Source organism: Pseudomonas cerasi (genome assembly GCF_900074915.1).
In the GTDB taxonomy this organism is placed as follows: Bacteria; Pseudomonadota; Gammaproteobacteria; order Pseudomonadales; family Pseudomonadaceae; genus Aquipseudomonas; species Aquipseudomonas cerasi.
Genome location: NZ_LT222319.1, coordinates 1142679 through 1155673, shown reverse-complemented (window position 1 = coordinate 1155673; position 12995 = coordinate 1142679). Strand labels below are relative to the sequence as shown.

15 protein-coding genes are annotated in these 12995 nt (G+C 59.3%); 3 read left to right on the top strand and 12 right to left on the bottom strand.

What is annotated here, in order from left to right:
- Positions 1–56: 56 nt before the first annotated feature.
- The 4 genes from PCPL58_RS07730 to PCPL58_RS07715 all read right to left on the bottom strand — a co-directional run bounded on the left by PCPL58_RS07730 (position 57) and on the right by PCPL58_RS07715 (position 2410).
- Positions 57–989: a glutathione S-transferase family protein gene (locus PCPL58_RS07730; RefSeq protein ID WP_003365354.1), complete on the bottom strand. Its 933-nt coding sequence runs from the start codon at positions 987–989 to the stop codon at positions 57–59.
- A gap of 64 nt (positions 990–1053) precedes the next feature.
- Positions 1054–1395: a GIY-YIG nuclease family protein gene (locus PCPL58_RS07725; protein ID WP_003365356.1), complete on the bottom strand. Its 342-nt coding sequence runs from the start codon at positions 1393–1395 to the stop codon at positions 1054–1056.
- Entirely contained in the window at positions 1388–1879 is a 492-nt protein-coding gene (locus tag PCPL58_RS07720; RefSeq protein ID WP_065349170.1) for a nuclear transport factor 2 family protein, read from the bottom strand. Before PCPL58_RS07720 ends, PCPL58_RS07725 begins: the two co-directional genes overlap by 8 nt.
- 87 nt (positions 1880–1966) lie before the next feature.
- Positions 1967–2410, bottom strand: coding sequence for a winged helix-turn-helix transcriptional regulator (locus tag PCPL58_RS07715; protein WP_003433613.1), 444 nt, complete (start codon positions 2408–2410; stop codon positions 1967–1969).
- Between the two features lie 48 nt (positions 2411–2458).
- Between PCPL58_RS07715 and PCPL58_RS07710 the strand changes: the two genes are divergently transcribed.
- On the top strand, positions 2459–3397 hold the full coding sequence (locus PCPL58_RS07710; RefSeq protein WP_065349169.1) for an aromatic alcohol reductase: 939 nt from the start codon (positions 2459–2461) through the stop codon (positions 3395–3397).
- A gap of 42 nt (positions 3398–3439) precedes the next feature.
- On the opposite strand, the gene PCPL58_RS07705 is transcribed toward PCPL58_RS07710, so the two are convergent.
- From PCPL58_RS07705 to PCPL58_RS07685, 5 genes are all read right to left on the bottom strand, one after another.
- Complete coding sequence (locus PCPL58_RS07705) at positions 3440–4669, bottom strand: CynX/NimT family MFS transporter (RefSeq protein WP_065351016.1); 1230 nt, start codon at positions 4667–4669, stop codon at positions 3440–3442.
- Between the two features lie 167 nt (positions 4670–4836).
- On the bottom strand, positions 4837–5601 hold the full coding sequence (locus PCPL58_RS07700) for an amino acid ABC transporter ATP-binding protein (protein WP_003365366.1): 765 nt from the start codon (positions 5599–5601) through the stop codon (positions 4837–4839).
- A gap of 10 nt (positions 5602–5611) precedes the next feature.
- Positions 5612–6709: an amino acid ABC transporter permease gene (locus PCPL58_RS07695; protein ID WP_065349168.1), complete on the bottom strand. Its 1098-nt coding sequence runs from the start codon at positions 6707–6709 to the stop codon at positions 5612–5614.
- 10 nt (positions 6710–6719) lie between these two features.
- Positions 6720–7901 (bottom strand): amino acid ABC transporter permease, encoded by a 1182-nt coding sequence (locus PCPL58_RS07690; RefSeq protein ID WP_065349167.1) that lies wholly within the window; start codon positions 7899–7901, stop codon positions 6720–6722.
- Between the two features lie 70 nt (positions 7902–7971).
- A complete protein-coding gene (locus PCPL58_RS07685) occupies positions 7972–9000 on the bottom strand; it encodes an amino acid ABC transporter substrate-binding protein (RefSeq protein ID WP_003365373.1) in 1029 nt (342 codons plus the stop codon).
- A gap of 485 nt (positions 9001–9485) precedes the next feature.
- On the opposite strand from PCPL58_RS07685, the gene PCPL58_RS07680 reads away from it, so the two are divergent.
- Positions 9486–10145 carry an alpha/beta hydrolase gene (locus PCPL58_RS07680; RefSeq protein WP_065349166.1) on the top strand — a complete coding sequence of 220 codons (660 nt, stop codon included), beginning with the start codon at positions 9486–9488 and terminating at the stop codon, positions 10143–10145.
- 115 nt (positions 10146–10260) lie between these two features.
- Positions 10261–11718, top strand: coding sequence for an ATP-dependent RNA helicase RhlB (rhlB, locus tag PCPL58_RS07675; protein WP_162273811.1), 1458 nt, complete (start codon positions 10261–10263; stop codon positions 11716–11718).
- A gap of 3 nt (positions 11719–11721) precedes the next feature.
- Here rhlB and moaE read toward each other — a convergent pair whose 3' ends face one another.
- Genes moaE through moaC form a run of 3 tightly spaced genes read right to left on the bottom strand, consistent with a single transcriptional unit; the run spans position 11722 to position 12901 of the window.
- Positions 11722–12171 (bottom strand): molybdopterin synthase catalytic subunit MoaE, encoded by a 450-nt coding sequence (moaE, locus tag PCPL58_RS07670; protein ID WP_003365379.1) that lies wholly within the window; start codon positions 12169–12171, stop codon positions 11722–11724.
- 2 nt (positions 12172–12173) lie between these two features.
- The gene (gene moaD, locus PCPL58_RS07665) at positions 12174–12419 is read right to left on the bottom strand and encodes a molybdopterin converting factor subunit 1 (protein WP_003365381.1); all 246 of its coding nucleotides are present in this window, start codon (positions 12417–12419) and stop codon (positions 12174–12176) included.
- The gene (gene moaC, locus PCPL58_RS07660) at positions 12416–12901 is read right to left on the bottom strand and encodes a cyclic pyranopterin monophosphate synthase MoaC (protein WP_065349165.1); all 486 of its coding nucleotides are present in this window, start codon (positions 12899–12901) and stop codon (positions 12416–12418) included. The genes moaD and moaC overlap by 4 nt, the downstream gene beginning before the upstream one ends.
- Between the last annotated feature and the right edge of the window lie 94 nt (positions 12902–12995).

Genomic DNA, 12995 nt, shown 5'->3' with positions numbered 1-12995 from the left:
CTGACTATTGTGCCAATGCTCTGCGTCCTCCTTGCGACGCAGAGCATCGTAGAACCTCAGCGCTTCTCGATCCGATAGCCCATTCTCGGGAAGTGTACGTGCACGACACCTGCACGTTCGTCCTCGCGGCGCAGGATCAGTTCTTCGCGGCCGGTAAATACCAGCTCGCCCTCAACCGCTTCGACGCCATAGTCGACTGCAGAAACCGCGACGTTGTCGCCTGCCTTGAAGCCATTTGGATCGACGAAGGTTTCATCCGGCAACGACGCAGGCGTGGCGTTTCTGGCGATGTCGATGGCATCTGCCGAGCTCAGGTCGCTGAACGTGCCATGGCCAAAACCCAGCACACGATCGAGCCAGGCCCTGACACTCGGATAATCATCGACAAAGGGTGCAGTGACCGGCGTCTGCTTGAGAAACCACAATGTATGGGCGACCGAGAAATCGGCAATCGACGGTACGCCGAACAGGAAGTCACCGCCGTGCGAGAGTTGCAGTTCCAGACGCGACATCAGCGTAGGCCATTGGTGTTTGACCTGCTCCACAGGCGGGCGCGACGCAGTGCCGCCGTTGAACAGCGTCGAACGGTCGGCGACGAACGCCTTGGCGGCGTCTGGCGGCACCTTGGCAAAGCGCACAGCCATTGATTCAGGCTGAAACACCAGGCTAACGGCATGCATGAACAACACCGAATCGGCCCAGGCAGCCAGGCCGGCAACCGTGAACTCCTGCCCCTTCGGATAAAACGCCGGCGACGCTTTTTCCTGCTCCAGACGCCGCGCCATCAGCGCAGTGTCACAGTAGATGTCCGCACCCGCCTGCAACACCGGGGTTCTGCGATAACCGCCCGTCAATGCAGTCAGGTCAGGCTTGGGCATGATCGAAGGGATAGTCACCGAACGCCATGTGAGGCCTTTGAAGCCCAGCATCAGGCGGGCTTTTTCGGCGAACAGCGACGTGGGGTAGTGGTGAAGGATCAACTCGGACATGTTCAGCCTCTGTGCACATGGGAAAAACACAGCTTAACCCGCAGCACCCTGCCCGCACACAGCCTCAAACTGACGGGACGGCATCACGCTCATGGATCGATGACGTTGCGTAGCTGGCAGCCAACGCCTCTTTGGCGCTTTTTTTGAGCTTCTTGATCAGCCGCTCATGGCGCAACGCCTCGCCCTTGCTGGGCCATTGTTCAACGTAGACCAGTGCCATCGCCGGACTCGAAGAGAAAAAGCGCGCGCCCTTGCCGCTCTGGTGCATAGCGAATCGGCGCTGCGGATCATCACTGATGCCACAGTACAGCGAGCCGTTGGCAGCGCGCACCAGATAGACAAACCAGGGTTTGCCGACCGCCTGTTCGGCAGTCGGCGCACTCGCGGTGCTGGCAACCTCAGGCACGGCGACTCTCTGAAAAGGTCTTCAGACCCTTGAGCGCCTGAGCCCTCACGGCATTGCGTACCAAAGGCGTCCAGCCAAGCAACAGGCCCTTCAAACCCAAGGCCTGACGCGACCAGCGCCATATGTCGAAATGATCGTGATGCTCGCAGATCTTGCCATCGCGGAACACGAACCGGGCCTGAATATCGTTCACCACCGTGCGCCCGGTCTGGCTGAACAGGTACGTCGCCACCCAGTGCGCACTGCCAGTCTGGTCATCGGCTCGCACCTGATCGAAGACCACCGAGAAATTCTTCGCCCGGGAAGTCAGCATGCGCCACATGTCGCCGACCTGAGCGCCACGCAATTCACCAAAGGCCGGGTCGCTGAACAGCACGTCATCGGTATAACAGGCACTCATCGCCTCGGCATCCAGCTGCGCAAACGCCTCATAAAAGCGGGTGATCAGTGCGCTGTTGGCCTGACTTTGTTCCTCGTAGTTCATGCGTGCACATCCCTCGGCGAATTATCCGTGCACGATAAGCGGCGCCGCTGAAAATGGCGAGGGTTGATGGCGCATCAGCCATCACTTTTACCTGTCCGCATAACGATTTCGCGCTGCACTGAACGCCTCTGAATTTTCAATCACCCAAGTCCACAGCGGAATCATTTGTACCAGCAGCCCCATGCCCAGGTCGGTCAACGAATATTCCACCCTGAGCGGCTTCTCGCAGTAGTCATGGCGGGTGATCAACCCGTCCTGTTCAAGCTGGCGCAAGGTATGAGTGAGCATGCGCTGGGTGACACCGTGCAGCTTTCGGCGCAATTCGGCATGGCGCAAAGGGCTGCTGACGCCGAGGGCATGTACCACACCCAATGACCAGCGGTTTCCGGCGTGGCCGAGAATATCGCGCTTGAGACCATCCTCATCATCGCTGAGCGCAGCACAGGCCGCTTCGGAGCGTCTGACCACTTCCTGCGCGTCCAGCCCGCCCGGAATCACCGATGTGCCTACTTTTTGTATGTCGACAGGCATGCCAGCATCTCTCCCGCCTGAATTGAAAGACTGTCCAAAGGGGTCACCATGCAAGCCGATAACGCAAACGTCAAACAACGCATTCTGGTAATAGGCGCAGGAGAGCTTGGGCTCGCCGTGCTGCGAGGGCTGGTCGAGAAAGCCGGAGCATATGACTTGAGCATTGCCGTGCTGCTACGCCAGAGCAGCTTGAGCACTCAAGCGCCTGCCAAGCGTGTGGAAATCGAAGAAATCCGCGCGCTGAACATTGCCATCGAAACCGCCGATCTGGCCGATGCCACCGTGGACGAACTAGCTACTGTCATGAAGCGCTATGACACGGTAATCAGTTGTGCAGGTTTTGCCGCTGGCCGGGGCACTCAACGCAAACTGACCGATGCGGCGCTCAAGGCCGGCATAAAACGCTACCTGCCCTGGCAGTTCGGCGTTGACTACGACCTTATCGGCCGGGGCAGCCCTCAGGATCTGTTCGATGAGCAACTCGATGTACGAGAAAAGCTGCGCGCCCAGCAGCAAACCGAGTGGGTAATCGTTTCGACCGGTATGTTTACAAGCTTCCTGTTCGAACCCGCGTTCGGTGTCGTCGATCTGCAAGGCGGTCGTATCAATGCGCTGGGCAGCCTCGATACGGCCGTGACAGTCACCACCGCAGAGGACATTGGCAGGCTGACTGCTGCCATCGTGATGCACGAGCCGCGCATAGTGAATCAGGTGGTGTACACCGCTGGCGACACATTGACGTACGCCGGGCTGGCCGATCTTGTGGAGCGTGTCACGGGGCGCGACATCGAGCGGCACGTATGGAGTGTTGCGCAGTTGCAGGCCGATCTGACGGAAATGCCGGATGACAATCTGCACAAATACCGGGCAGTCTTTGCCATGGGCCGAGGCGTGGCATGGGACGTCGCCCGTACCTACAACGCGAAATCAGGGCTGAGCGTCACCAGTGCCGAACAATGGGCCCTGGCCAATCTGGCTCAGACCTGAAGCAGCTCAAGCCCGCTCAGAACGATCAACAATCATCGAAAATCAAACCTTCTCGCTACTGACCTGCACCTGCAGCGCCCGACCGGCACCCATGCCCGCGATGATGGCGCCCAGCCCGAGTACCGCGAAGATCCAGCCAATCGCGCTCCAGCTGCCGGTCATGTCATGCACCACGCCCACGGCAAACGGGCCGGTCGAGGCGATGGTGTAGCCGAAGCCTTGCGCCATGCTCGACAGATTGGCAGCGATATGTGAGTCACGCGAGCGCAGGACGATCAAGGCCAGCGCCAGACTGAACGTGCCGCCCTGCCCGATCCCCAGCAGGATCGCCCAGCCCCACAGACCGCCGAGTGGCGCGTACAGGCAGCCGAACAGGCCAATCAGGGTCAGCGACATGACCAGCATGATCGCCAGACGCTGATCCTTGCCGCGTGTGGCCAGATAGGGCACCGCCAGCGCGCTGATGACTTGCGCGATGATCGAGCCGGACAGCAGCAGACCGGCCTGGGTCGGCGTCAGGCCGCGACCGATGAGGATCGACGGCAACCAGCCGAAAACGATGTACGACAGCGACGATTGCAGGCCCATGTACAGCGTGACCTGCCAGGCCAGTGGATCACGCAACAAACCGCGGACCCGGTAGACATCGCGATGCGTGCCATGCACCTCACGCGCCTGCGGAAGCCACAGCGCTGCGGCAATCAGCGCAGGAACCAGCCAGAAACCCAGGCCAATCTGCCAACTGCCACCAACGTACTGACTCAGCGGCACCGTCGAACCCGCTGCAATTGCTGCGCCCAGGCACAAGGCCATGGTGTAGACACCGGTCATGGCTCCGGCCTTGCGCGGGAAATCACGTTTGACGATACCCGGCAGCAGCACGCCGATGATTCCGATGCTCGCGCCCGCCAGCAGACTGCCGGAAAACAGCCCGATCTGGCCAAACAGACTGCGCACTGCCAGACCTGCTGCCAGCGTCAGAAGCACCACCAGAACCACGCGCTCACTGCCAAACCGGCGGGCAAGAATCGGTGCCAGCGGCGCGAACAAGCCCAGACACAGGACCGGCAAGGTGGTCAGCAGTCCGGCTTCGGCGGCGGACATGCCGAGGCTGTCTGAAACTGTATTGAGCAGTGGCGCAATGCTGGACAACGCTGGGCGCAGGTTGAGGGCAACCAGCACCAGGCCCAGCAACAGCAGCCAGGGGCGCTTCAAAGCAGAATGGGGTTGATCGGTAGTCGGTTGGGGGCTGGGTTGAGCCTTGGCAGTCATCAGTTTCTCGGTCATCAGGTATGTCGACCCTTTTCAGGGGGTCGGTATCCTGTTGGAGAATCATCGCGAATACAAGGTTCAGCGTAATTGCATACAACCCGCACAGCGACGACAGGCATAAAAAAACCGGGCACATGGCCCGGTTTCCTTGTTCAGCAGATGTCCACTCAGTGAATGATCTGGCTGAGGAACAGCTTGGTACGGTCGCTCTGCGGGTTATCGAAGAAGTCGTTCGGCGCAGCCTGTTCGACGATTTCGCCCTTGTCCATGAAGATCACCCGGTTCGCCACGGTACGGGCAAAGCCCATCTCGTGGGTTACGCACAACATGGTCATGCCTTCTTCAGCCAGACCGACCATGGTGTCGAGCACTTCCTTGACCATTTCCGGGTCAAGCGCCGAAGTCGGCTCATCGAACAGCATGATTTTCGGCTTCATGCACAAGGCACGGGCAATCGCCACACGCTGCTGCTGACCACCGGAAAGCTGACCCGGAAACTTGTGGGCCTGCTCCGGAATACGCACACGCTCCAGATAGTGCATGGCGATTTCTTCAGCCTTCTTTTTCGGCATGTTACGCACCCACATTGGCGCCAGCGTGCAGTTCTGCAGGATGGTCAGGTGCGGAAACAGGTTGAAGTGCTGAAACACCATGCCCACTTCACGGCGAATGGTTTCGATCTGCTTCAGGTCCGAGGTCAGCTCGGTGCCGTCGACGATGATACGACCCTGCTGATGCTCTTCCAGACGGTTGAGGCAGCGAATGGTGGTCGACTTGCCCGAACCCGACGGGCCGCACAGCACGATACGTTCACCCTGACGCACATTCAGGTTGATGTCCTTGAGTACATGGAACTGGCCGTACCACTTGTGTACGCCCTCCATGCGGATCATGCCTTCAGCGCCCAGAGGCTTATTGATAACTTCACTCATCACAAAACTCCTAACGCTTGTGGCCTGTGTCCAGCTTACGTTCCAAATGCATGGAATAGCGGGACATACCGAAACAGAAGATCCAGAACACCAGGGCCGCGAAGACGTAGCCTTCAGTGGCCATACCCAGCCATGCCGGGTCGGCGGTAGCCTGCTTGACGCTGTTGAGCAGGTCGAACAGGCCGATAATGATCACCAGACTGGTGTCTTTGAACAAGGCAATGAAGGTGTTGACGATGCCGGGAATAACCATCTTCAGCGCCTGCGGCAGGATCACCAGCCCCATGCTGCGCCAGTAACCCAGGCCCATCGCCGAGGCTGCTTCGTACTGGCCCTTGGGAATGGCCTGCATGCCGCCACGCACCACTTCGGCAATGTACGCGGACTGGAACAGGATGACGCCGATCAGCGCACGCAGCAGCTTGTCGAAGTTCATGCCCTCTGGCATGAACAGCGGCAGCATGACCGACGACATGAACAGCACGGTGATCAGCGGCACGCCGCGCCAGAACTCGATGAACGTCACGCACACCACGCGCAAAGCGGGCATGTTTGAGCGACGACCGAGCGCCAGAACTATACCCAGCGGCAAGGCACCGACGATACCCACGGTAGCGATCACCAGGGTCAGCATCAGACCGCCCCACTGGCTGGTCGGTACGTTGGTCAGACCGAACGCGCCGCCATGCAGCAGGTAGAACGCAACAACCGGATAGATCACCAGGAAGGCGATACCGTAGACAGCCTTGCGCGGAAACTTCGAAATGAACAGCGGCGCAGCGCCGACGATCGCCAGGATAGCGGTCAGGTCGACCCTCCAGCGCAGCTCATTGGGAAAGTAGCCGTACATGAACTGACCGAAGCGCTGCTCGATGAACACCCAGCAGGCGCCCGCCTTGGTGCAGTCTGCCTTGGTCGTGCCGACCCAGTTGGCGTCCAGCAGGGCCCAACTGATGATAGGCGGCACGACCAGATAGATCAGATACAGGGAGAACAGGGTCAGCAGGGTGTTGATCCAGCTGGAGAACAGGTTCTGCCGCATCCACGCCATAGGGCCGAACACTTTGCCCGGTGGTGGCATATCAGGTTTGAAAGTATGAGTTGTCATGCGCTTTTCCTCACCGCTCGATCAGCGCAATGCGCTTGTTGTACCAGTTCATCAGCAGGGAAATGCTGATACTGATCGCCAGGTACACACTCATGGTGATGGCAATGACTTCAATCGCCTGCCCGGTCTGGTTGAGCACCGTACCGGCAAACAGGGAAACCATTTCCGGATACCCGATGGCTGCTGCCAGAGAAGAGTTTTTCGCCAGGTTCAGGAACTGACTGGTCAGCGGCGGAATGATCACGCGCAGCGCCTGCGGAATGATCACCTTGCGCAGCGTCGGCCCAGGGCGCAGGCCCAGTGAGCGGGCAGCTTCGGTCTGGCCGTGGCTGACCGACTTGATGCCGGAACGCACGATTTCAGCGATGAACGCCGCGGTGTAGATGGTCAGTGCCAGAGTCAGGGAGATCAGTTCAGGGATCAGCACCCAGCCGCCCGTGAAGTTGAAGCCCTTCAGTTGTGGCAGTTCCCAATGCACCGGGCTGCCGAAGATCAGCATGCTCAGACCGGGGATGACCAGCAACAATGCCAGGCCGACCCAGAACTTGTGAAACGGCTGGCCAGTGGCTTCGAAGCGTTTGTTGGCCCAGCGCACCATCATGACGATGGCGATCACAGCAACAACCAGACTGACCAGGAATGCCCAGGCGCCTTCGGCAGGCAACGCTCTGGGCATGTTAAGCCCGCGGCTGCTGACGAAGAACATGTCCAGATAACCATGCGCCTGACGCGGACCGGGCAGCGTGAGGAATACGGCGGTGTACCAGAACAGGATTTGCAGCAGTGGCGGAATGTTGCGGAAGACTTCGACATACACGGTGGCCAGCTTGCTGATCATCCAGTTCGGAGACAGACGAGCGACACCAATGACAAAGCCCAGCAAGGTCGCCAGGACAATACCGATAACCGACACCAGCAAGGTATTCAGCAAACCGATGACGAACACACGGGCATAACTGTCCGCTTCGCTGTAGTCGATCAGGTGCTGAGCAATACCGAAACCGGCACTGTTTTCAAGAAAACCGAAGCCCGAGGTAATACCACGGTGTTGCAGGTTGGTCCGGGTGTTGTCGAAGATGAACCAGCCCAACGCGATCACCGCCACGACAGTGATGATCTGAAATAACCACGCGCGCACTTTCGGATCGCTCAGAGAGAGCTTTTGCTTGGGTGCGACGATTTGCTTTTCCATGAAATGCCCCAGGAAAAATCCAACAGAACAACGCCCGACAGGCTGGGAAGCCTGTCGGGCGCCGGGTCAATCAACGAATAGGTGGAGCGTACTGGATGCCACCGGCATTCCACAGGGCATTCTGACCACGCTTGATTTTCAGCGGGGTGCCTTCGCCCAGGTTGCGTTCAAACACTTCGCCGTAGTTACCGACCTGCTTGACGATCTGCACGACCCAGTCTTTCGGCAGCTTGAGGTCCTTGCCGTAAGTACCGTCGGCGCCCAGCATACGGGCTACGTCGGGGTTCTTGGTCGACTTGGCTTCAGCTTCAACGTTCTTGGAAGTGATTTTGGCTTCCTCGGCGTTGAGCATGGCGAACAGGGTCCAGCGAACGATCGAGAACCAGTCTTCGTCGCCTTTACGCACGACAGGGCCCAGAGGCTCCTTGGAGATCACTTCAGGCAGAACAATGTAATCGTCCGGCTTGGCCAGCTTGCTGCGCTGTGCGTAGAGCTGCGACTGGTCGGAAGTCAACACGTCGCAACGGCCGCCTTCCAGCGACTTGGCGCTTTCGTCAGAGGTGTCGAAGGTGATCGGGGTGTATTTCAGGCCGTTCGAACGGAAGTAGTCGGAGACGTTCAGCTCGGTGGTGGTACCGGCCTGGATGCAGATGGTTGCACCGTCCAGTTCCTTGGCGCTTTTCACGCCCAGCTTGTTGTTTACCAGGAAGCCGATACCGTCGTAGTAGGTAACGCCGGTGAACACCAGGCCCATGCCCGCATCACGGGAACTGGTCCAGGTGGTGTTACGCGAAAGGATATCGATCTCGCCGGATTGCAACGCGGTGAAGCGCTCCTTGGCGTTCAACTGGCTGAACTTGACCTTGGTAGCGTCGCCGAACACAGCGGCTGCAACGGCGCGGCAGACGTCAGCGTCGATACCGGTGATCTTGCCGGTGGAGTCCGGAACGGAAAACCCTGGCAGGCCATCGCTGACGCCGCACTGGATGAAACCCTTCTTCTGAATAGCGTCAAGCGTGGCACCGGCGTTGGCAGCCCCGGTCACACCGAATGCGGCCAAGGCGGTGACGACAGCCAGGGTAGATTTCAACATCTTCATTCAAAAACCTCCAGTTTGCTCTTTGTTGTGTAGGTGTCTCAGTCGCGTCGCACCTTTGTGAGGCGCTAATGACCCGTGCTGGCTTATTTTTGGGTCATGCAACGCTGGGCCTGAATCATGAACTGCCTGCAGGATCATCCCGTCATTCGTCTTCATCATTCAGAATCGGCCCCGTGGACTGAAACCCCATGATTTTCCCGGACCGGAGCGGTACAGGTTGAATCGTGCCGCGAATCCTGACGCATGGACTCCCGAGCTGCTTTTCGATCGCTATAAGTAATAGCCTTATAGTGTTACCGAACGATGTGAGCGACTCGACTCCAGTCCTGCTGTAGCAAAGCCCGTACCAGCATGCTGGCTAAGTCGAATTAGCGACAGGTCAAGACAAAAACTTGTAACCTTGCGACATCTTCTTTCATTTTTAATCTACCCGCGCACCTTATTAATGCGCTCAAAAAGAGCCCGCGCACACAAATGGAGCAGTCATGAGCGATTCTTTGATCATTGAACCTTCCAGCCCCGCCGACGCCTGCGTTATCTGGCTGCATGGATTGGGTGCCGACCGCTATGATTTTCTGCCGGTCGCCGAGGCGCTGCAGGAGTCGTTGCGCACCACCCGCTTCGTACTGCCTCAGGCACCGACGCGCGCCGTGACCGTCAATGGCGGTTATGAAATGCCCAGCTGGTATGACATCAAGTCCATGAGTTCAGAGGCCCGGGCCATTGATCATGATCAGATGGAAGCCTCGGCGCAGAAGGTGCTGGACCTGATCGAGCAGCAGCGCGACAGCGGCATCGACCCGGCGCGAATCTTCCTGGCCGGTTTTTCCCAGGGGGGCGCGGTGGTCTTGCACGCTGGCTACCGTCGCTGGCAGGGCCCATTGGGCGGCGTACTCGCGCTGTCCACTTATGCCCCTACATTCAGCAACGAGATGACCCTGTCGGCGAGTCAGCAACGCATCCCGGCCTACTGCCTGCACGGCAAGCACGACGCGGTTGTGCATTATCCAATGGGTCGCGCCGTCTACGACCACCTCACCGCCCAGGGTGTAACCGTTCAATGTCAGGAATACCCAATGGAGCATCAAGTGTTACCGGAGGAAATTCGCGACATAGGCGTCTGGCTGGCTGAACGGCTTCGCTGAAGCGCTCTGAGCCCGTTGCGGCGGACCGCTTTTGTAGCTCGCCATGGATGGCACTACGCCGAGCACGGTTCTTGCTTTACACTGCTCGGCGTACATTCCTTAACCAATTGATGAGATGACCGTGCTCAAAGCACTTAAAAAGATGTTCGGTAAGAGCGAGGCTGAGCAGCCTGCGCCTACTCCGATAACCTCTATTCCCGCCTCTCCCGCTGCCACAGGCGACACACCGGATCATGCTGTCCAGACTCAGGCTCTGGACACGACCAGCGAGCCCTCCAAAGCCCGAGCGCAGCGCACCGACAAGCCGAGGGCCGAGCGCCCGCGTCGCGAGCGCGTGACAAAACCGCCCGCGCCGGCCTGGAAACTCGAAGATTTCGTCGTCGAACCCCAGGAAGGCAAGACCCGCTTCCACGACTTCAACCTCGCGCCTGAACTGATGCATGCGATTCAGGACTTGGGTTTCCCGTACTGCACACCGATCCAGGCGGGCGTACTGGGCTTCACCCTCAAGGGCAAGGATGCGATCGGACGCGCCCAGACCGGCACCGGCAAGACCGCTGCGTTTCTGATCTCGATCATCGAACAGCTGACCCAGACGCCGCCGCCTGCAGAACGCTACATGGGTGAGCCGCGCGCGCTGATCATCGCACCGACCCGCGAGCTGGTGGTGCAGATCGCCAAGGACGCCGCCGACCTGACCAAGTACACCAACCTGAACGTCATGACGTTCGTCGGTGGCATGGACTTCGACAAGCAGCTCAAACAACTCGAAGCACGGCACTGCGACATCCTGGTCGCCACGCCTGGCCGCCTGCTGGACTTCAACCAGCGCGGCGAAGTGCACCTGGACATGGTCGAAGTGATGGTCCTCGACGAAGCCGACCGCATGCTGGACATGGGCTTCATCCCGCAGGTACGTCAGATCATTCGTCAGACGCCGCACAAGGGTGAGCGCCAGACCCTACTGTTCTCCGCGACCTTCACCGAAGACGTGATGAACCTCGCCAAGCAGTGGACGACAGACCCTTCCATCGTCGAGATCGAATCGTTGAACGTTGCCAGTGACAACGTCGAACAGCATATCTATGCCGTCGCCGGTGCCGACAAGTACAAGCTGCTCTACAACCTGGTGACCGACAATGGTTGGGAACGGGTGATGGTCTTCGCCAACCGCAAGGACGAAGTCCGGCGCATCGAAGAGCGTCTGGTGCGCGATGGCGTTAACGCGGCGCAGCTGTCAGGCGATGTGCCTCAGCACAAGCGCATCAAGACCCTTGAAGGCTTCCGCGAAGGCAAGATCCGCGTGCTGGTCGCCACCGATGTGGCCGGTCGCGGCATTCACATCGACGGCATCAGCCACGTGATCAACTTCACCCTGCCCGAAGTGCCGGACGATTACGTACACCGCATCGGCCGTACCGGTCGCGCCGGCGCCGATGGCGTGTCGATCAGTTTTGCCGGTGAGGATGACTCTTACCAGTTGCCCGCCATCGAGGAAAAACTGGGCCGCAAGATCAGTTGCGAGACACCGCCGACTCATTTGCTCAGGGCTGTGGTACGCAGCAACGCCTGATGCTTACTTCCAGCGATCAGCCGCTTGGTGATCGCTGTGACGACCTTCCACCCAGCGCGTGCCTTCTGACGTGTTTTCACGCTTCCAGAACGGCGCGCGGGTCTTGAGGTAGTCCATGACGAAATCACAGGCTTCGAACGCCGCCTGACGGTGCGCGCTGGCAACGCCGACGAACACGATCGGCTCGCCAGGCTCCAGCGCCCCTACCCTGTGCAACACATCGACGCGCAGCAACGGCCAGCGCTGTTCGGCCTCGGTAACGATTTTTGCCAGTGCCTTTTCGGTCATCCCCGGATAGTGCTCCAGAAACATGCCGGACACTTCGCGCCCTTCATTGAAATCCCGAACATAGCCGACAAAACTGACCACCGCGCCGATGCCGAGGTTGGCAGCATGCAGCGCGTTGACTTCAGTGCCTGGGTCGAAGGCTGCCGCCTGGACGCGAACGCTCATCATCAACCTCCGGTCACGGGCGGAAAGAACGCGACTTCATCGCCATCGGCCAACGGCTCGGTCGGCTTGCACAGTTCCTGATTGCGAGCACACATCAGGTTCTGTTCGGCAAGCACCTGCCAGGCCTCGCCACGCTGCAGCAGCGTCTGGCGCAACGCATCCAGCGTAGCGAACTCGCCTTCGACGGACTCGTTGTCCACGCCCAGGACTTCACGGTAACGGGCAAAATACTGGACCTGAACCTTCATGACGATACCTGTGCCTGATCGGCAATGAAGTGACCGCTCTTGCCGCCCAGCTTCTCCAGCAGCCGGACCGACTCGATGACCATGCCCCGGTCTACGGCCTTGCACATGTCGTAAATGGTCAGCGCGGTAACGCTGGCGGCCGTCAGGGCTTCCATTTCCACACCGGTCTGCCCGGCCAGCTTGCAGCTCGCGGTGATGCGCACGGCATCATCACCCTCAGCGGCGAGGTGGACCTTGATGCTGGTGAGCATCAATGGATGGCAAAGCGGGATCAGATCGCTGGTTTTCTTCGCCGCCTGAATACCGGCGATACGTGCGACGGCAAACACGTCACCCTTGGGATGACCACCGCTGACGATCATTTGCAGCGTCGTCGGCAGCATGCGCACAAAGGCTTCGGCCACCGCCTCACGGGACGTCACGGCTTTATCCGTGACATCAACCATACTGGCGCGACCCTGGGAATCGAGATGAGTGAGCACAACGTTACTCCTTGGCAGAAGCAAGAAGTGTAGAGGGAGTGGCAGTTACACGCTACAAGCCGTGAGCTGCAAGCAAGGAACCCATTCACACATG